Annotated in this window: 18 protein-coding genes and 1 tRNA gene; 6 read left to right on the top strand and 13 right to left on the bottom strand. The window is 65.1% G+C overall.

Annotated elements, in window-relative coordinates; all coding sequences use genetic code 11:
• Window positions 1-68: 68 nt before the first annotated feature.
• Together VIM61_12110 and thrC are read left to right on the top strand one after the other, a co-directional pair.
• Window positions 69-1,364: a homoserine dehydrogenase gene (locus VIM61_12110; GenBank protein HEY8901146.1), complete on the top strand. Its 1,296-nt coding sequence runs from the start codon at window positions 69-71 to the stop codon at window positions 1,362-1,364.
• Between the two features lie 4 nt (window positions 1,365-1,368).
• On the top strand, window positions 1,369-2,454 hold the full coding sequence (thrC, locus tag VIM61_12105; GenBank protein HEY8901145.1) for a threonine synthase: 1,086 nt from the start codon (window positions 1,369-1,371) through the stop codon (window positions 2,452-2,454).
• Between the two features lie 71 nt (window positions 2,455-2,525).
• On the opposite strand, the gene VIM61_12100 is transcribed toward thrC, so the two are convergent.
• On the bottom strand, window positions 2,526-2,888 hold the full coding sequence (locus VIM61_12100) for a hypothetical protein (GenBank protein HEY8901144.1): 363 nt from the start codon (window positions 2,886-2,888) through the stop codon (window positions 2,526-2,528).
• 109 nt (window positions 2,889-2,997) lie between these two features.
• On the opposite strand from VIM61_12100, the gene VIM61_12095 reads away from it, so the two are divergent.
• Both VIM61_12095 and VIM61_12090 read left to right on the top strand, forming a co-directional pair.
• Window positions 2,998-3,477: an Lrp/AsnC family transcriptional regulator gene (locus VIM61_12095; protein HEY8901143.1), complete on the top strand. Its 480-nt coding sequence runs from the start codon at window positions 2,998-3,000 to the stop codon at window positions 3,475-3,477.
• On the top strand, window positions 3,474-4,661 hold the full coding sequence (locus VIM61_12090; protein ID HEY8901142.1) for an aminotransferase class I/II-fold pyridoxal phosphate-dependent enzyme: 1,188 nt from the start codon (window positions 3,474-3,476) through the stop codon (window positions 4,659-4,661). The genes VIM61_12095 and VIM61_12090 overlap by 4 nt, the downstream gene beginning before the upstream one ends.
• Before the next feature lie 52 nt (window positions 4,662-4,713).
• On the opposite strand, the gene VIM61_12085 is transcribed toward VIM61_12090, so the two are convergent.
• The 3 genes from VIM61_12085 to VIM61_12075 all read right to left on the bottom strand — a co-directional run bounded on the left by VIM61_12085 (window position 4,714) and on the right by VIM61_12075 (window position 7,469).
• A complete protein-coding gene (locus VIM61_12085) occupies window positions 4,714-5,340 on the bottom strand; it encodes a L,D-transpeptidase (GenBank protein ID HEY8901141.1) in 627 nt (208 codons plus the stop codon).
• A gap of 72 nt (window positions 5,341-5,412) precedes the next feature.
• Window positions 5,413-6,243 (bottom strand): Cof-type HAD-IIB family hydrolase, encoded by an 831-nt coding sequence (locus tag VIM61_12080; GenBank protein ID HEY8901140.1) that lies wholly within the window; start codon window positions 6,241-6,243, stop codon window positions 5,413-5,415.
• Window positions 6,240-7,469, bottom strand: coding sequence for an MFS transporter (locus VIM61_12075; protein HEY8901139.1), 1,230 nt, complete (start codon window positions 7,467-7,469; stop codon window positions 6,240-6,242). The genes VIM61_12080 and VIM61_12075 overlap by 4 nt, the downstream gene beginning before the upstream one ends.
• Window positions 7,470-7,539: 70 nt before the next feature.
• Between VIM61_12075 and VIM61_12070 the strand changes: the two genes are divergently transcribed.
• Window positions 7,540-8,436 (top strand): LysR family transcriptional regulator, encoded by an 897-nt coding sequence (locus VIM61_12070; GenBank protein ID HEY8901138.1) that lies wholly within the window; start codon window positions 7,540-7,542, stop codon window positions 8,434-8,436.
• A 24-nt stretch (window positions 8,437-8,460) separates the two neighbouring features.
• Here VIM61_12070 and VIM61_12065 read toward each other — a convergent pair.
• From VIM61_12065 to VIM61_12050, 4 genes are all read right to left on the bottom strand, one after another.
• Window positions 8,461-8,548: transfer RNA gene (locus VIM61_12065), tRNA-Ser, on the bottom strand.
• A 59-nt stretch (window positions 8,549-8,607) separates the two neighbouring features.
• Complete coding sequence (locus tag VIM61_12060) at window positions 8,608-9,897, bottom strand: aspartate kinase (GenBank protein HEY8901137.1); 1,290 nt, start codon at window positions 9,895-9,897, stop codon at window positions 8,608-8,610.
• 23 nt (window positions 9,898-9,920) lie between these two features.
• Window positions 9,921-11,621: an AarF/ABC1/UbiB kinase family protein gene (locus VIM61_12055; protein HEY8901136.1), complete on the bottom strand. Its 1,701-nt coding sequence runs from the start codon at window positions 11,619-11,621 to the stop codon at window positions 9,921-9,923.
• Window positions 11,622-11,670: 49 nt separating this feature from the next.
• Window positions 11,671-14,019 carry a hypothetical protein gene (locus VIM61_12050; GenBank protein ID HEY8901135.1) on the bottom strand — a complete coding sequence of 783 codons (2,349 nt, stop codon included), beginning with the start codon at window positions 14,017-14,019 and terminating at the stop codon, window positions 11,671-11,673.
• 44 nt (window positions 14,020-14,063) lie between these two features.
• Here VIM61_12050 and VIM61_12045 point away from each other — a divergent pair, with 44 nt between their 5' ends.
• Entirely contained in the window at window positions 14,064-14,609 is a 546-nt protein-coding gene (locus tag VIM61_12045; GenBank protein ID HEY8901134.1) for a hypothetical protein, read from the top strand.
• On the opposite strand, the gene VIM61_12040 is transcribed toward VIM61_12045, so the two are convergent.
• From VIM61_12040 to VIM61_12020, 5 genes are all read right to left on the bottom strand, one after another.
• A complete protein-coding gene (locus tag VIM61_12040; protein ID HEY8901133.1) occupies window positions 14,591-15,697 on the bottom strand; it encodes a DNA topoisomerase IB in 1,107 nt (368 codons plus the stop codon). The genes VIM61_12045 and VIM61_12040 overlap by 19 nt on opposite strands.
• A gap of 45 nt (window positions 15,698-15,742) precedes the next feature.
• Window positions 15,743-16,549 (bottom strand): DUF3108 domain-containing protein, encoded by an 807-nt coding sequence (locus VIM61_12035; GenBank protein HEY8901132.1) that lies wholly within the window; start codon window positions 16,547-16,549, stop codon window positions 15,743-15,745.
• Window positions 16,536-17,267, bottom strand: a complete 732-nt coding sequence (locus VIM61_12030; protein HEY8901131.1) for an SH3 domain-containing protein — start codon at window positions 17,265-17,267, stop codon at window positions 16,536-16,538. Before VIM61_12030 ends, VIM61_12035 begins: the two co-directional genes overlap by 14 nt.
• Window positions 17,264-19,060, bottom strand: coding sequence for a BatD family protein (locus tag VIM61_12025; protein ID HEY8901130.1), 1,797 nt, complete (start codon window positions 19,058-19,060; stop codon window positions 17,264-17,266). The genes VIM61_12030 and VIM61_12025 overlap by 4 nt, the downstream gene beginning before the upstream one ends.
• A 4-nt stretch (window positions 19,061-19,064) precedes the next feature.
• The coding region (locus VIM61_12020) for a hypothetical protein (protein ID HEY8901129.1) at window positions 19,065-19,492 on the bottom strand (428 nt) is incomplete at its 5' end.

The raw sequence follows: 19,492 nt of genomic DNA, 5'->3' as shown, positions 1-19,492 counted from the left end.
CTATCGGTCCACCCGGAGCAACTTCCGCTTTACCCTCGCCCGACGGTCGGTGAATCTCCTCGGTTCACATGGAAAAGATCGGCATCGGACTCGCGGGCTTCGGCACCGTCGGCGGCGGGGTTTACAAGAACCTCGAGGCAAACCGCGCCCTGCTCACGCAGCGGCTCGGCGCGGAATTCGAAGTGCGGCGCATTGCCGTGCGCGACCTCGGCAAGGCCCGCGGCGTCGACGCGCCCGCCGAACTGTTCACCACGGATCTCCATGAACTTCTCGCCGACCCGAAGATTCTCGTCGTCGTCGAGCTGATCGGCGGCATCGACGAGGCCCTCGCCTTCGTCCGCGGCGCCCTCGAGGCCGGCAAGATCGTCATCACCGGCAACAAGGCCCTCCTCGCCGAACACGGCGCCGAGCTCTTCCAGCTCGCCCGCGAAAAACGCACTCCCATTTTCTACGAAGCCGCTGTCGCCGGAGGCATCCCCATCATCAAGACGGTGCGTGAAGCCTTCATCGCGAACCGTTTCGAGAGCATCCACGGCATTCTCAACGGCACAAGCAACTACATCCTCACGCGCATGACCGCGGCTGGCCTCGACTTCGCCGAGGCCCTGGCCGAAGCCCAGTCGCTCGGCTACGCGGAGGCCGATCCCACGCTCGACGTCAATGGCTGGGACGCCGCGCACAAGGCCATCATCCTCGCATCGCTCGCCTACGGCTTCTGGGTGCGCTCCGAGCAGGTCTACGTGGCCGGCATCGACCGCCTCACCAGCGAGGATATCGAATTCGCCGCCTTGCTCGGCTACACGATCAAACTGCTCGCCACGATCAAGACGGACGCCACGAACGCCATCGAGGTGCGCGTCTGCCCCACCCTCATTCCCAAGAGCCACGTGCTTGCGTCCGTGCAGGGCGTCTTCAACGCGATCTGGCTGCGCGGTGATGTCGTCGGCGAGGCCCTGTTTTACGGCCGCGGCGCCGGGCAGGATCCCACCGCGAGCTCCGTCATCGCCGATCTGGCGGAAACCGTCGTCGCCATTCAGGCCCCGCGCCGCTGCTACGGCTTCACCTCGCACGACCTCTACGGCAACCTCAAGCCCGTCGAGGACGCCGTGTCCCAATTCTACCTCCGCCTGCTCGTCGACGACACGCCGGGCGTGCTCGCGCAGATCGCCGGAATCCTCGGCGATGCCGGCATCGGCATCTCTTCCGTCATCCAGCCGGAATCCCACGAGCCCGGCCCGCTGCCCCTCGTCCTGATGATCCACGACGCCACCTTTGGCCGCATGCGCAGCGCCGCCGCTCGCATCGGCGCCCTCGCCTGCGTGAAGACCGAGCCCATGCTCCTGCCGGTGGAAAATTTTTCCTGATTTCATGAAGTTTCTGCCCAACGATCGCGGCGTCATCGCCCGCTGGCATGCCTACCTCCCCGTTTCCGAGGCCACGCCGGTCATCTCGCTCAACGAAGGCTCCACGCCGCTCATCTATTCCCCTCGCCTCAGCGAACTCTCGTCGCGTCGCGTCTTTCTCAAATACGAGGGGCTCAATCCCACGGGCTCGTTCAAGGATCGCGGCATGACCATGGCCATGTCGAAAGCCGCCGAGGCCGGCGCCACCACGGTCGTCTGCGCCTCCACCGGCAATACCTCCGCCGCCGCCGCCGCCTACGCCGCCCGCGCGGGAATGAAGTGCGCAGTCATCCTGCCGGCCGGCAAGATCGCCATGGGCAAGCTCGTCCAGGCCTTTGTCTACGGGGCGACCGTCGTCGCCATCCGCGGCAATTTCGACGACGCCCTGCGCCTCGTCCGCGAACTCGGCGCCGACGGCTCGGTCGCCGTCGTGAACTCGATCAATCCCGCCCGCATCGAAGGCCAGAAGACCGCATCGTTCGAGATCATCGACGAACTCGGCGACGCGCCCGACCTTCACATCCTGCCGGTGGGCAACGCCGGCAACATCACCGCCTACTGGCGCGGCTACGGCGAATTTCACACTTCTGGAAAATCCACCCGCCTGCCGCGCATGCTCGGCTTCCAGGCCGCCGGCTCGGCCCCGATCTTTTACAACCGCGTTGTGGAGAATCCGGAGACCGCCGCGAGCGCCATCCGCATCGGCAATCCCGCCAGCTGGGAAGGCGCCACCGCCGCCATCAGGGACTCGGGCGGCGGCATCGACATCGTCACCGACGAGGAAATTCTCGCGGCCCAGGCCTGGCTCGCCAAGAACGAGGGCGTCTTCGTGGAGCCCGCCAGCGCAGCCTCGGTCGCCGGCCTGATGAAATGCCTCACGAGTCCCGGCGACAAATGCCCGCTGCCGGCCGTTCCCGAGGGCGGCACCGTCGTATGCACGGTCACCGGCCACGGCCTCAAGGATTCGGACACCGCCATGCGTGGTCACGGCTACGCGCCGATCGAGGCCGAGCCGGACATCGACTCCGTGCGTCGCGCCCTCTCCGCCTGAAAAACAAGGGAGCGCACGCTTTGCGCATGCGCTCCCCGAAAAACGGATGACCGCCGGAACCCGGCGATCGGTTAGATTTTTCCGAGCAGATTCTGCAGGGCCGAGGCGCTGTCGCCGATCGCCTTGGAAAGATTGTTGGAAGCCTTGCCGAGCAGCGCGTTGGCTTTCTTCTTCGCGGCGATGCGGCTCTTTGCCGTGGTCTCGGCGCCGGAGCGGATGCCCGTGCGGAGAACCGACGCGGCTTCGTCAACGAGTTTGAGCGCCTGTTCGGCGAGCTTGGCTTCACGGCCGGAAGGAATGCTCGTCGTCTTCGTATTCACCTTGGCGGCCGCGGTCTTTTTCGGCGTCGCCTTCTTCGGCGCAGGCTTCACGGCGGCCTTTGCCTTCGCGGGGGTGGATTTCTTCGGGGCGGGTTTCTTTTTTGCGGTGGCCATGGAGGGGAACATACCGACTTTCCTCTCAGGAAACCACCTGATTCAGAGCTCGGCGCGACATGGCTCCGCTTGCCAAGCGCGCAGGCGGCGTCCATGCTTTTCCGCTCCAATGGACGCGCTCATCGATCTCCTCAAGCACAACCCGCTCATGGCGCGGGAAGACGTGGCCCGCCTGCTCGGACTCACCGTGGAGGCCGTGAACGCCCGCATCGCCGAGCTCGAGCGTGATGGCGTCATCATTGGCTACCAGACGGTCATTAACCGCGAGAAATGGAATCCGGACACCGTCACTGCCGTCATCGAGGTGAAGATCACGCCCGAGCGCGACGGCGGCTTCGACCGCATCGCCTCGCGCATCTCGAAATTCGAGGAAGTCCAGAGCTGCTACCTCATGAGCGGCGGCTACGATCTGCTCGTGCTCGTCGAGGCCGGTAACCTCCGCCAGGTCGCCAGCTTCGTCGCCGAGAAGCTCAGCACGATCGACGCCGTGGTCTCGACGGCCACGCGCTTTCGCCTGAAGACCTACAAGGAAAACGGCGCCTTCCATCACTTCGACGTCGCGCCCGAGCGGCTGTCCGTTTCGCCATGAGCATCCCGATCGCCGACCACGTCCGCGACATCCCGAAATCCGGCATCCGCGACTTCTTCGAGATCGTGCAGTCCATGACCGATGTCATTTCTCTCGGCATCGGCGAGCCGGATTTCGTCACGCCCTGGCACATCCGCGAGGCCGCGATCTACTCGCTCGAAAAAGGCCGCACCGGCTACAGCTCGAACCTCGGCCTGCCCCGGCTGCGTCGCGCGATCGCCGATACCGTGCAACGCGCGACCGGTGTGCGCTACGACTCGCTCACCGAAGTTCTCGTTTCCGTCGGCGTCTCCGAGGCGATCGACATCGCCCTGCGCGCGATTCTGAATCCCGGCGACGAGGTGCTTTACCACGAGCCCTGCTACGTTTCCTACAATCCCAGCGTCGCCCTCGCGTTCGGCGTCGCCCGCGCCATTCCCACCCGCGCGGAGGATGAATTCGCCCTGCGTCCCGAGGCCCTCGAGGCCGCCATCGGCCCGCGCACGAAGGCCGTGATGCTCAATTTCCCGACGAATCCGACCGGCGGCGTGATGAGCCGGGCGCAGATCGAGGCGATCGCCGAAGTCTGCATCCGCCGCAATCTCACCGTCCTCTCCGACGAGATCTACAGCGAACTCACCTACGACGGTCGCGAGCATTTCAGCATCGTCTCCGTTCCGGGCATGAAGGAACGCACGATCTATCTTCACGGTTTGTCGAAGGCCTACGCGATGACCGGTTTCCGCGTCGGCTACGCCTGCGGTCCGAACGCCGTGATCGAGGCGATGATGAAGATCCATCAATACTCCATCCTCTGCGCGTCCATCACGAGCCAGGACGCCGCGATCGAGGCGCTCGAGCGCGGCGAACGTGCGATGCTACGCATGCGTCGCGAATACGAACTCCGCCGCAACTACGTCGTAAGCGCGCTGAACGACATGGGACTGGAGTGCTTCCTCCCGCGCGGCGCCTTCTACGTGTTTCCGAAGATCACTTCCACCGGGCTCACCAGTCAGGAATTCTCCATGCGGCTGCTCCGCGAAAAAAGCGTGGCCGTCGTGCCCGGCACGGCCTTCGGTCCTTCCGGCGAAGGTCACGTGCGCTGCAGCTATGCGACCGGTCTCGAGCAGATCAAGATCGCCATGCAGCGCATTGCGGAATTCGTCGCGGAGAATCGCGCGCAATCGGCCCGCTCCGCCGCCTGAATTTTCAGGGCGTCGAGAATCACGCGTCCTCCCGCCAGCGAGTGCGAGGAGCTCAAAGTTTCGCTCCGCGCAGCGAGGTCGCCGCGGAAGCAATCAGCCCCATGATTCCCGCGCCCGGGTCCGAGGGCAGCCGCCCGACCACGATGGAGACATCCGTCCCGACCGGCGTGGCCGCATAAAGTTCCATCACATCGGTCGAACGCATGCGGATGCACCCGTAGCTGACCGGTCGCCCGAGGCGCTTTTCATCGGGCGTGCCGTGAATGTAGACGCAGCGGCCGTAGGCGTTGCGATTGCCGGCCTCGAGGCCGTTCAGCCAAAGGATGCGCGTGACGATGGGGTCGCGGCCCGGCGCATTCGGCGCCAGGACCTCTCCCGTGGGACTGCGATGTTTGAACACCGCGCCCGCCGGCAGGCCATCGCCAATCTTGTCACTGACCTGAAGGTGGCCAATCGGCGTGCGATACGTCCCATAGGCATCGCCGACGCCAAATCGGGAGGTGGAAACCGGATAACGCCGAATCACTTCGCCGTTCTTTTTCAGCACTAATTTCTGCTCCGCAATGCTGACAACAATCTCGACCCGGTCCGCTTTTGGAGCCTCGTCGACGGCTTTGGCGGTCGAAATCGACAGCGTCAGAACGGCGAAAATGGCGAATAGCGAACGAGTTAGAAGCATCGGCAAAGTATTCAGGCAGAGATTGGGAGCGCGAAACATGCCAATCTTTCCAAAAAGTGCAAGGATCCTAATTCAAAAATATTTTCGGCTCCCTTCCCGGGTGCTCAACGCCAGGTTAACCGCGCGAGCGAACGCACTCTCCTCCGGCCCGGGCGGCGACACGAATCGCGCGGATTTTCGAGCGCTCTCGCGGCCGTGATTCATCGCGACCGAAAAGCCGGCCCAGCGCAGCAATTCCACGTCGTTGTTGCCATCCCCAAAGGCGAGCGTGCGCGCGGGAGCCACTCCCAGTTTTTCGGTGAGAGCCACCGCCCCGACGGCCTTGTTCGCCGCTGGCGCCAGGAATTCAAGGAGCTCCGGATCGGTCACGACGACGTGCGCCCGGCCTTGAAATTCGCGCTGGATATCCGGCGCGACGGCGGCAATCCGTGCCGCCCCCTCCGACCAGATCACCTTTTGGAATCCATCCGCGGGCAGCGATCGGAAGTCCGCAATGCGCGGCTTCCAGCCGGACTGGCTGGCGTAGAGGTCCGTCCACTCCGACTCGCGCTCGATGTAAGCCCCGTCGCGATGGTAGGCGATCAACGTCATCCCGAGTTCCCGGCCGCGGGCGGCAACCTCGGCCACCCGCTCCGGAGCCATCGCCATTTCCAGCAGCCATTCGTCAGTCCGCTGGTGGCGGACCACCGCGCCGTGCGAGGAGAGAGTCCAACCGGACTGTCCGATCTCGCGAAACGCGGCGATGTTTGCATGGTGCCGGCCCGAGGCCGCGACGACCTGCATGCCCGCCTCGCGGAGACGATCCAACGCCCGCCGGTTTGCGGGGCTGACCGTCTTGTCGGGACTCAGCAGCGTGCCGTCGAGATCGACGAACGCAAGGTCGTAGGCGCCGTGCGGGTTCATTGGTCCTCCTTCGTCAGCGAATTCCGCGCGGGGCTCACCGCGGCGACGCCAAGGGTCGCAATGATCGCGCCAAACAGGATGACGCTCGCAAAGGCCACCGGCAGGCCGGCCGCCGCCGCGACCAGGCCGATCACCGGCGGACCGGAGAGAAACCCGAAATAGCCGAGTGTGCTCACGGTCGCGAGGCCTGGCCCCGCCCCGCGCTCGTCCACGCGTCCCGCCGCGCCAAAGATCACCGGCACGAGATTCGCCACGCCAAAACCGACCAGCGCAAACCCCGCAAATACCGCCGGCCACTCCGGCACGAAGACCGCGACCGCAATGCCGGCAGCCATCAGCACTCCGCTCGCGCGAAGCGTGGCGATCGCACCCATTCGGGCGATGAGAACGTCCCCCAGAAATCGTCCGCCGGCCATGCAGAGCGCGAAGACCGCAAAGGCCATCGGCGCAAACGCGACCGGCACGTCCGCAATCGTGCGCGCATAGACCGCGCTCCAGTCGAGCAGCACCCCTTCGCTGAACAAGGCCAGGAAAGCGAGGGCCCCCAATCGAAGCAACCGACCGGAAGGCAGCGCGAACGCCCCCCTGCGGCCGATCGCCGGACTCGCGGCATCCGGAAGCAGACTCCCAAACGTCGACAGCACCACCGCAAAGAGCAGGACGGCCATGCCAATCATCAGTCCCGACGGCGCAAAGCCCTGATGCATTGCCAGGCTCAGCAAAAACGCCGCGCTCAAGCCACCGAGGCTCCAGAACCCTTGGAACGATGAGATGATCGGCCTGCCCACCGCATTCTCGACCGTGATACCCTGCGAATTCACGGAAACGTCCAGCGCCCCCTTCCACGCGCCAAAGAGCACCGCGGCGGCGATCAACCAACCGGGAGCAGGCGCAAGCGCGAGCAACGGCAGCGTGCCGGTGAACCCGAGTGCCGCCGGGAAAACCACGCGCCGGCTGCCCCACCGGGCGATCAACCGGCCGGCAAGCGGCATTGCGACCAACGCCCCCAGCACCAGACCGAACAGCACCGCACTCAGTTGCCCGGCCGACAGTGCGAACCGCTGCTGGAACGAGGGAATGAGCGCGGCCCAGGTTCCGAAAGTCATGCCGTCGACGAGGAAAAGCGCCGAGGTCGCGAGACGGGCGCGGCCGGCAGGGTTGCTGGTTGTCTGGGGAAAACACCGGTCGAGAGCCCACGGGGGCCGATTTGCGATGTCCTGATTCATGGCATCAGCATCCCGATCTCTTCGCGATTCCGCCAATGGCATGTTTTCATGACCGTGATAACATCTGGTTATGGAACTGCGCGAAGTTCGCTCCTTCATCACCCTCGCCGACCAGTTGCACTTTGGCCGGGCGGCGCGCCTGCTGAACCTCAGCCAGCCCGCCCTCACGAAGCAGATCCGTCACCTCGAGGGTGAACTCGGCGGCGACCTTCTCCTTCGCGGCCGCCATGGCACGAAGCTCACCACTCTCGGCGAAAACTTTCTGATCGGCGCCCGCGCGCTTGTCCGCGACAGCGACGAGCTCATCAATCTCACGCGCCGCGCGGCCAGCGGCAAAGGGGGACGGTTGCGCGTCGGCTTTGGATTTCACACGTTCGAACTCGTGCCCCGGGTGCTCGTGCGCCTGCGTCGGAGCCTGCCGGACGTGGACATCAGCCTGCGCGACATGTCGACGGCGGAACAGACCGAGGCCCTGCGTTCCGAGAAAATCGATCTCGGCTTCGTCCGCCTTCCTGCCGCCCGCGACCTCGCCTCGCTCCCGGTCGTGCAGGATCGGGTGATGCTTGTCTCGAGCGCCGCATCACGATTACCCGCGGACCTCGATCTCGCCGCGTGCCGCGATCAACCCTTCGTCCTCATTTCGCGCCAGCGTTCTCCATCCTTCCACCGCCATGTTCTCAGCCTCTGCGCCCGGCACGACTTCCACCCGCGCATCGTCCAGGAGGTGCCGGAAGTCACCACGGCGCTGGCGCTCGTGCGCGCGGGCCTCGGGCTCGCCATGATCCCGCAATCCTTCGGCACGAGCCGGTTTGCCGGCGTGCGGTTTCACATTCTCGAGGATGCCGAGGCCGGCTGGTCCGTCGGCGCCGCCTGGCGCGAGGGCGATCCCAATCCCGTGCTCTACCGATTTCTCGATCTCTTGAAGGTCGAAACGGGAAAAAGAAAGTCCGCAGCCGCCTGGGAATGACGGGACTGCCGCGGAGAAACCCGCTGGCGGAGAGGGGGGGATTCGAACCCCCGATACCTTGCGGTATACACGCTTTCCAGGCGTGCGCATTCGACCACTCTGCCACCTCTCCTTGCTTGCGGGACGGTGAATATTCCACGCGCGGCCGCGCGTGGCTATCGAAAAAACGAACTATGCGGCGGGTTCGCCGGCCAGGCCGAAGGCCTCGTGCGCAAGATTCGCGGCTTCGGCGATCTTCGCCTCGTCGATGATGACGGCGATCTTGATCTCGGACGTGGAAATCATCTGGATGTTGATCCCACCCTTGCCGAGCGCCTCGAAAAGCGTGGCCGCGACGCCCGAATGCGTGCGCATGCCGATCCCGACGACACTGAGTTTCGCAATGCCGCCCTTTTTCGTGATCGAGCCGGCGCCGACTTCCGCGACCACCTGCTCCAGCAGGCTGCCGAGCTTGTCGAGCTCGTCCTGGCTGAGGGTGAAAGAAATATCCGTCGTGCCGCTCACGGAAACGTTCTGCACGATCACGTCGATCACGACGCCGGCATCGGCAAGGGCGGTGAAGATGCGGGAGGCCGTGCCCGGCGTATCGGGGACGTTGGTAATGGTCACCTTGGCCTGATTGCGCTCGATGCTCACGCCGCGAACGACGACCTGCTCGAGATTGGGATTTTCTTCTTTCACGATGGTTCCCCGGTTGAGGTTGAAACTGCTGCGGACTTCGAACGGCACGTTGAATTTCTTGGCGAACTCCACGGAGCGCGACTGCATGACCTTCGAGCCGCTGCTGGCCATCTCGAGGAGCTCGTCGTAGGCGATCACGTCGATCTTGCGGGCATTCGGCACGATGCGGGGATCGCAGGTGTAGACGCCGTCCACATCGGTGTAGATCTCGCAATTGTGCGCCTTGAGCGCCGCCGCGATGGCGATGGCGGTGAGGTCCGATCCGCCACGGCCGAGCGTGGTGATGGTGCCCTGGAGAGTCTGCCCCTGGAACCCGGCGACGATCACGATCGTGCCGTCGTTGAGATATTTGCGAATCTGGCGCGGTGTGATGTTCGCAATCTTCGCCTTGGTGTGAATGCCGTCCGTGAGGATGCCTGCCTGCGCGCCGGTGAGCGAAATGGCGCGGCCGCCGAGGGCGTTGATCGCCATCGCGGTGAGCGCGATCGTCGTCTGTTCTCCCGTGGCAAGCAGCACGTCCATCTCGCGCTCGGTCGGACGATCGGACACGGCGCGGGAAAGTTTGATGAGGTTGTCCGTCACCCCCGACATCGCCGAGACGACGGCGACGACGGAATTTCCCTCGCGCTGGGTGGCGAGGATGCGGCTGGCGACATTGCGAATCCGGTCGGGGGTGCCGACCGAGGTGCCGCCGTATTTTTGAACGATGAGGGCCATGAACTGCTGGTGCGCGAGACAACGCGGGCCGGAAATGATCCGCAGCCCGCCGCGAGGCGTCAAGTTCCGGTTTGACCCCGCCGAATTTACAGGCCGCCGTGCTTCCAGATCGAAAGCACGAGGCGCAGGCACATGTAGGCGCCCCAGATCAGTCCGACCATGCCGATGACGGGCACGTCCCAGATGCGCGGGGGCAGGCCGGAAAGAATGAGGATCGATGAACAGATCAGCACGGAGGCGGCAAGGATGGCGTTCGTCAGCCGGTTCGCGATCGAGTCGAGCGTCTTGCGCAGCGGCTCGAATCCCTCGGGGTCGATCTTGTGCTGGAGCGGAATATTGATCTGTCCGCGGCGGAGACGGTCCCACAGCGCGCGAAATTCGTAGGGGAAGTCCTCGAGAAAATCGACCGATTCCGCCGCGAGCTTCTTGAGCAGGTCGAAGATGTGGAACGGATGGTATTTGTTCTGGATGAGCTTCGAGGCATAGGGCTCGCCCAAAACGACGAAGTTCAGCTGCGGGTTGAGGGAGCGACCGATGGCCTCGACCTGCGAGAGCGCCTTGATGCCGAGGTAGAAGCTGCCCTTCATCCGCAGGTGGTTGTTGCGCAGCAGATCGAGCAGGCTGTTCAGCACGTAGCCGAGATTGATGTCCGACAGCGGCTGATTGAGATGCTGGTCACTGAATTCCTCCACCTCGCGAAGCATCCGGTCCTGATCCGCGACAACGCCTTCCTCGGACATCTCGATGATGGAGCGCATGACCTGCCGGTGGTTCTTTTCGGCCAGGCCGGCGATGAGATGCGCGACGCTCGAGCGAAAGCCGGGCGAGAACGCGCCCATCATGCCGTAGTCGTAGAGCCCGACCACGCCGCCTTCGAGCACCGTCATGTTGCCGGGATGCGGATCGCCGTGGAAGAAGCCGAACTCGAAAATCTGCTGATAGATGAGCACCGAGATGTCCTCGGACAGCTTCACGGGATCGATGCCATTTTCCTCGAGCACCTCCGTGTCCCCGACCGGAAAGCCGGAGATGAACTCGACCGTGAGAATCTTCTCGCGGGAAAACTCGCGGAGGACCGCCGGCACGGCGATCTTGTCCGACTCGGCGAATTGTTTGCCGAAGCGCTCGGCATTCGCCGCCTCGTTGGTGAAATCCAGTTCCTTGCGCAGCGTGTCCGCAAACTCCGTGATCACCGCGACGGGATTCAGCGCGGAGATTTCCGCGACGTGCTTGTCCACGAACTTCGCGATATCGAGAATGATGGCGAGGTCGCGCTCGATGATCGGCTGGATCTCGGGCCGCTGCACCTTCACCGCGACGATCGCGCCCTCCTGCGTCACCGCGCGATGGACCTGCGCAATCGACGCTCCGGCCAGCGCCTCGTCGTCGAATTCCTTGAAGGCCTTGCTGACCGGGATGCCGATCTCCTCCGCAAAGATTGCCTTCGCAATTTTCCCGGGAAACGTCGGCACGCTGTCGTGCAGCTTGCAGAGTTCCGCATAGAAGTCGTCGTTCACCAGATCGCGGCGGGCGCTCAGGATCTGGCCAAACTTGATGAACGTGGGGCCAAGCTCCTCGAGCGCGAGGCGCAGACGCTCGGCGGGCGGCTTCGAGAGCAAACCGGTCTCGTGCACCTGCAGCTCGGCATTCTCGATTCCCATCAGGCGCTGAAGGGCGACCAGCTTGAGCACATCGGCAAAGCCGTATTTGAACAGCACGCGAAGGATCTCGTTGTATCGCGGCAGATGCGACGCGAATTCAACGGCGGAACGAAGCTGGTGGATCACGGGATGTCAAAGCACACCAGAACCCTGCCAAGCTCAACGCAATTCAGCCTCAGGCAGGCACCCAGGCCAGCGCCGCGAGGCGAATCCGCACGCCGCCGCGACTGGGAGGGATCCAGATCGTCTCGACCGCCGGCTCGGCAAGCTCCGTGGCCAGCGCCGCCAGCTCGGTCTGAAGCTGCGCTTCCAGCTCGGCGCGCTTCGCGCTGGCGGCTTCCAGCCTGGCCTTCGCCTGGCCGACGTCCTCGTATTCCTTCATGGAGCGGCCCACGCCGCGCGCTGCGGTGGAGGCCCGACCAAGCGTGGATGCGCTGATCGCCTTCCGCCCGAGGAAAGCTCCCAGCACGGTCGTGCCGATCGAGAGCAACGTCTGCATTCTCGCCTGGCCAGCCTGCGCTTCCTCGCGAGCCACGACGTCCGCGGCCCGCTGGACCTGCTGCTGCAGGGTCTCGAATTTCTTCGCGTAGCTGGCGCGCAGGGCATCGGCGCGGGCATCCCGGGATTCCCGCGCCTTCAACGCGAGGCGGGCGCGGAAGTCGCGTTCCGATTCATCCGGTTTCGACTCGAGATCGAGCGACTCGCAGCGGAACAGCTCGAGCGCGCGGTTGCCCGAGAGCCACGCCGCGGCGTCCTTGCCCCATTCGGCGTAGCGTTTGGCCGCGCGAGCCTCGGCCGGCACGTCGGCATAGGCCCCCTCGCCCGCCACCTCGGAGAAACCCTCCGCCGGGGCGCTTTCCGCGGCCTCCCAGTCCAGCCCCGTGAGCGCGCTCCCGAGCGGAACGAGCCAGGCTTCGTCGGATTGCGAATCGACGCCCCGTTTCGCATCCCGGTAGCGCAGGGTCGCCGTGAAGAAGAAGCGTGGCGTCCAGCCGGCAACCGACGTTCCGGAGGCAAAGACCTGCGTGACGTCCTTGAGGACCGGCGGACCGGACTCCGCCCCCGGGGCCGCTGGAAGCGAAGCCGGTGTCGGCGCGGGAGTGGGGGCCGCAGCGGCGACGGGCGATTGCAGCCGGCGAATCTGATCCCGCGTGAGCGGACCGCAGAGATACGAGAGCGTCCACCGCGTCTCGAAAAGCGTGGGCGCGGACTCGTGGACATTCTGCATGACGAACCGGCGCTTCCCGAGATTCGCGAGCAACGCCTCAAGCGCTTCGCGATCCGCCGCACCGGCATCGCCGAGTCCATCGAGCAGACGGGAACGGTCGCGTTCCGTCTGCAGGCGACCGATGAACCACGTGCCGGCATTCGCGAGGCCCTTGTAATCGAGGTCGGAGGGATTCTGCGTCGCCACCACGACCCCGAGCCCGAACGCGCGAGCCTGCTTGAGCAAAGTCAGCAACGGTTTCTTGCTCGGAGGATTCGCAATCGGCGGGAAGTAGCCGAAGACCTCGTCCATGTAGAGCAGGGCGCGAAGGCTCGTCGTGCCAGGCTGCGCGCGCATCCAGGAAACGACGGCATTCAGCAGCAACGAGACGAAGAACATTCGTTCGGCGTCGCCGAGATGGGCAATCGAGAGCACCGCCAGCCGCGGCTTGCCCGCCGGGGTGAACAGCAGCGATTGCACATCGAGCGGCTCGCCCTGCTGCCACGCGGCGAAGCCGGGAGACGCCACGAGATTGTTGAGCGCGAGCACGAGCTTGAACCGCTCCTTCTCCGGATAGAACGCCTCGAGGTCGAGCACGCCGACCGAAGGGAACGGCGGTTTCTGAATTCGCCGGACCAGCTCGACGAGCGACAGCGATTCGCCCGCCGACCACGCATTCGTGAGGATCGTCGCCAGCAGGGTTTGCTCGCGGCTCGTCATCGAATCGCCGGAAATCCCGGCCAGACCAAGCAACGCCGAGGCCGTGGATTCCACCTGCCCGGCGAACAATTCCGCGTCGTCCCGCACGGCGACGTCCGGCGCGGCAAACGAGGCCAGCACCGAGATCGGTCGCCCCGCCGAGCTGCCCGGCGTGTAGATCGCGACCTCGACCGCGGCCTGCAGACGCTCGATGCGCGCGCCGTCCTCGCCCCACGAGGCGAGTCCCTCGCGCCATGCGGTCGCCTGTCTTTCCGCAAATTCATCCGGAGACACGCCGGCCCTCGCCGCCTCGTCGTTGGACACCCACGGCCGAAAATCCGCGGGACGCAGCTGCGGAAATTGCAGCGCGAGATTCGTCAGGTCCCCCTTCGGATCGATGATCAACGCCGGCACGCCGTCGATGGCCGCCTCTTCGAGCAACGCGATCCCCAGTCCCGTCTTACCGCTGCCGGTCATGCCGACGCAGACCGCGTGGGTGACGAGATCGCGGGAGTCGTAAAGGAAGGGGGCGTCAACCGGCTTCTGCGTGGCCGGATCGACGGGGCGTCCGAGGTAAAACGCGCCAAGTTTCTCAAACGTCGCGGCGTCGAGGGACATGGCTTTAGCTTCCCTCAATTCCGCAGCCGTGCCTATTGAATTTCATGACACCGAACTGGTTTGTGGCCTGGCCCGTGAGCGGCGCCGCCGAATGGATCGCCGCGCTGGAAAAGACCGCGCCCGGCGGCCTGCGTTTCTCCGTCCCGGACGACCTCCACGTCACGCTCGCCTTTCTCCATCGGTTCGAACCCGGTCTCGTCAAAAAGATCTCCTCGCTCCTCAAGGGATTGCCGCTGAAATCGGTCGCGTCGCTGGCGCCCGACCGTCTCACCGCCCTGCCACAGCCTCGGCGATTCTCGGCGCTGTCGTTCAACTTCGCTGACGGCCGGATGGAAGTGGAGGCGCAGATCACCAAATGGCGCGACCGCATCTGCCGCGAGGCCGGGGCGAAGATCGAGACCCGTCCCGTGTTCCCCCACCTCACCATCGCCCGGCCGGAACGACGCATCGGAGAGGCCGACCGCGACGCCGCGTTGGAATGGGCGGAACAACTTCCCTCGCAATCCGCCATCAAGCTCCAGCTCGAGCGCCCGCGCATCTACACGTGGGCTACGGGAGACTCCGCCTCCCGCTACGTGCGCCTGGACTGACGACGCGGCTTTGCCAGCCGCTGCCGCAGCAACGCCAGCACCGCCGCTTCCTCCGGTCGCAACACTCCCAGTTTTTCACGCATTCGCGTCTCCACCCGCTCGCGCAGCACCTCCGCCAGCGAGCCGTCGAGGTAGCTCTCGAAGATGCCGGGATGCACGTAGCACTTGCGACAAATGGCGGGAGTGTTCCCCAGCTGCGAAGCGGCGCGCTCGATCGCGGCGATGATGTTCCGCTTCGCCTGCGCATCACTGTCGAATTCCCGCAGCTCGTGCAGCGCCATCGCCGCGAGCACGGTGCCCGCCCAGGTGCGAAAATCCTTCGCGGTGAAATCCTCTCCGCTGATCTCCCGCAGATACGCATTCACGTCGCCGGATTCCACATCCTGCAGCGCACCATCCTCCGCCTCGAACTGGAAGAGGCGCTGCCCAGGCAGGTCCTGCAAGCGCGCGACCACTCGCGCGAGTCGGCGATCGGCGAGCCGGATCGCGTGCTTCTTCCCGGCCTTGCCGCGGAAGCGAAAGTGGATCGTCGTTCCCCTCACGTCGACATGCCGGTTCCGCATCGTGCTCAGCCCAAACGATTGGTTGGTCCTCGCATAATCCTCATTGCCAACGCGGATCAGCGTCAGCTCCAGCAATCGCACCACCGTGGCGAGCACCTTTTCCCGATCGAGCGTGCGCCGGCCGAGATCCCGCTCCACGCGACGCCGGATTCGCGGAAGCGCCCGCACGAAATCCAGCATCCGCTCATACTTCACGCCGTCGCGCACCTCGCGCCACCTGGGATGGTAGCGGTATTGCTTGCGCCCGCGGGCGTCCCGACCGGTCGCCTGGATATGGCCATTTGCGCGAGGGCAGATCCAGACATCCGTCCATGCCGGAGGGATCACGAGGGCGCGAATGCGCCGCAATTCCCCGGGATCCTTCACCCGTCGGCCTGCCGCATCGACATAGGCAAATTCTTGCTTCGCCGGTTTCCGATGAATCCCCGGATTTTCGTCGCTGACGTAACGCAACCCAGCTTCACGCGCCGACGCCTCCGGATGCAACAACCCCGATCCCGCCGCCTCACTGACAACATCGCTCACGTCCCCGATTCGCACTTCCGCGCCGCCGCGGTCGCATCGGGAGAGCTACAACCGCTTGAACTCGGTCAGCTCTCCGTAAACGAAGCCGACCATCACGTTCACCTCGGCCCGCAGCGGGATGCGCAAATCGTCATCGGACACCCAGATCGTGCCGGAGCGGAACTTCGCGTATTTCACGGCCTTCGTGGGCCGCTTGCTCTCCACCTCGAGCCGACGCACCTCCAGCGATAGCCGCAGCGCAGGCCAGTTGCGCCCCATGCATCGCACCGTCTCCCGCCCCTCGACATGCACCTCGGCGACATACGGTGAATCTCCCGGGAAGCAGACCAGTCCGATGGTATCACCGACCTCGAGCGGCTGGCTCCGCACGAAAAGCACGCCGCCAATGACGTCGTAGATCGGCGCAAAGGTCAGCCGTTTCCATTTCCCGGGATCCTTGGAATCCGAAGTCTTGCGCATGCGGCTCAGCCCCTTCGCATCGTAGCGCACCTGGGTCTCGACGGTGCGTTTGCGATACCGCTCGAGCTGCGCGATCCGAATCGGCCGCAGCGGTTGCGCCTGCAGCGTCGCGGAATGCTGCGCATCGAGCGGCCAGAGCGCCCGCGCGAGCCCTTCGGTCCCGCCGCGCACCCTCGCCTCGTATTTGTCGCCGCGATTCTCGATCGTCGCCTCGGCTTTCGCGGCTTCCAACACATTCGACCAGCCGAATTTGAACTCCATCCGCACGCCGGGCAGCGCCGGAAACTTTCCTGGCGTGGCGGGCTCCAGTTGCGAACGCCAATCCGTTTCCCCCGCCCGGGCAGGCGCGACGATCAACAGGACGACGGCGAGAGCGGCGCTAAAAAACTTCACCGGGCACGATAGGGGCAAGCCGCTCGGTTTGCACCCAGCCTTTTGCTCCGTCGGCCAGATCGACATAGGCCCACGCCCCCCGCGGTGATCGCACCCCCACCGGGGAACCCGCCGGCAACGTGGCGACCACGCTGGAATTGTTCGCCGGCGCGCTGAGAACCTCCGCGCCATCCTTCGCCGTCACGATCGCAGGGCGCGTCGCGCCAAGGCGGACATCCGAAAGCCAGCCGACCGAAACCGCCGCTCCGCCCGCCACGATCGCCAGCACGGCGAGAGCGATCTTGCCCGTCCGCTTCGGGAAACGGAACGCCGCCAGCAGACCGAAGGCTCCCAGCCACACGGCGACGACGCCGGCCACGATCCACGCGTCGGGATGCGCGACCGCGCTCACGACGCTCAGCCACGACGGCGCGGGAAGCTTCACATTGTGGGCTGCCGCCAGCAGCGCGAGAGAATTCCGCGCCGGCTTGAGGCCCGGATCCAGCAGCAGGGCGCGTTGGTAATTCAGCGCCGCGGAAACCGGCTCGCCGGCTTTCTCGTAGGCGAGACCCAGGTCATAGAACTGCTCCGCGCTTGGCTGCCCGGTCGCCACGGTCGTTTCGAGCTGCCGGGCCGCATCGGCAAACTTCCCGGCATCGAAGTCGGCCTTCGCATCGGCCGCCAGCGCTCCGGAGCCCGCCATCAGCGCGAAACAAGAAATCAGAACCCACGTTTTCATCGGCAAACCTTCCGCAGCAATCCCATCACGCGCCGCTGCTCCGCGGCGTCCACTTTGGCGGACACCCCGCCGCCGCTGAACTTGATCTCGTCCGCGCGGGCGAGCACCGCCCGCAGCTCACTCGTGTCGTGGCCGCGGGATTCCAGCGCATCGATCAATTCAAACGCCCCGCTCTCGCCCGCAAGGGCCGCCTGCGTCGAGAGCACCGCGTGGGCTTTCGGGTAAAAATCCTCCTCCGCGATTCCCGATCGCCCGAGGTCGGCAATCATCCGATCACGTTCCCGCACCTGCGCCGCGCGCGCTGCCGCCGGTCCGCGCCGGGAGCGTTGCACGAGAGCGCCGGTCAGCAACGCCAGATAAGCCAGCGCGGCAACTCCATTGACGATCCAGAATGCCGGCTGCCGGACCACGGACTCCCAGGACCGCGGCGTGGCATGGGCGATCCACAGTCCCGTCGCATCCGGCGCCGCCGGGGCAGTCGGTTCGGGCGTGGCGCTCGCATCGGCCGTCGCCGCGGCCACGGCCGGCGCAGCCGCCGCCTCCACCGCGATCGGCTCGCTGCGAAGGGTGAAGTATTTTTCCTTCGCCGGATCGAAATACGAAAACTCGGCGACCGGCGTGTGCGTCCGAGGCTCCTGCGCAACGATCGGCGTCTCGAACGTCTTCGTGCCGCTCAACCCGAGCGTGTCGGATTTCTCGAACTTGTCCGTGGGCGGATACACGCGCCAGCCGTCCGTATCGACGAGCTTCGGCTCGCCCATGCCACTGAAGTTTCCGCGTCCGGTGATCGCCGTTTTCAAGGTCACGGGATCGCCTGCCGCCGCCTTGGTTGCGTCCGTGCTGGCCGCGAGCGTAAACTCCCCCACTGCGCCGGAAAAACTGTCGGGACGGCCCGCCGCCGGGAGCCCCTTCACGCGGATCCCCTCCGGCGTGCTCTCGACCTTGATCTCCTGCTCCTCGCTGAGCCCCTGGCCTCCGAACATCTGGCTGAAAATGTCGTTCATCGCGGGCGGTGCGGCCGACGAGGGCACTCGCGCAATCGCCGGCAGCGAAGCCTTCGGCGTCTCCAATTCCCCGCTCTTCACCGCGGTGATCGCGGTCTTGAAGGACAGCACGTGATAGGTCGTGTCGCCGACGACTTCCTCGGTCTGCCGCGGCGGCGAAAACTTCTCGACGGTGAAGCCCTCCCCGCTCACCTGCGGTTCCTGGCCGGTCAGCCGGAACGAGCCCTGCTCGTTGAAATAGAAGCGCACGTCGACGGGCACGACCTCGCCGACATAGATGCTCTTCTTCGGCACCAGCACCTCGCCGAAATACATCTTCCCGTCGTCGCCCGTCGCCCGGGCCCGCGAACGCGGCGACTGCCCGGCGGGAGGCGCGGTCGCAATGCCCGCCGAGCCGGCATTGCCCGTTCCCGGCTGGACAACAAGCTTCTGCGGGGCGGTGCGCTGCTTCTTCCCATCGACCGTGATCTCGATCGAAGGGATCTCGAACGTGCCTTCCCGCATGGGAACGATCGTGTAGGCGTAGGAACTCGATGTCGTCAGGCGACCATTGATGACCTGCACCTGGATCGAGTTCGAGCGGCCAGCCATCCGTGCGTCGAGCCCGGCGACATCGATCGATGGCGGCATGATCACGTTCGTCGTGCCATCGATCCTCACCTGCAATTGCACCGGCGTGCCGACCGAGGTTTCGTCGGCCGAGAGCTCGGCCGTGACGGTGGCAGCGGTCAGCACACGCAGCGACAGGGCCGCAGCGGCAAGGATGAGGGCGGGACGAAGCTTATTCACGAGGTTACCAATCCTTAAAGACATCTTGATTCTGCTGGCGTTCAAGCAAGCGCACGCGCTCCTCCTCGCCCTGCATGGATCGTAACAAAGCTCGCGCCTGCTGTTCGGACATTTCTCCGTCCTTCTCCTCAGGCTCGGCCGGCGCGGCCGGTTGCTCTTTCTGATCGCCGGGTTTCTGGTCGGGCTGCGCCTTGAGGTCGCCCTCCTTCTTCTCTCCGGGAGTCGGCTGGGGCGTGGACTGCGGCTTGTTTCCTGGGTTCTGATTCTGCGGTTGAGACTGCGATTGATCCTGGTCGCCTCCCTTCGGCTCCGAAGGAGACCCATCCTGTTTCTGGTCCTGTTTCTGGTCCTGTTTCTGGTCCTGTTTCTGGTCCTGTTTCTGGTCCTGTTTCTGGTCCTGTTTCTGGTCCTGTTTCTGGTCCTGCTTCTGGT

This window comes from Chthoniobacterales bacterium (assembly GCA_036569045.1).
GTDB lineage: Bacteria > Verrucomicrobiota > Verrucomicrobiia > Chthoniobacterales > JAATET01 > JAATET01.
This window is presented reverse-complemented; position numbering and strand designations above follow the sequence as displayed.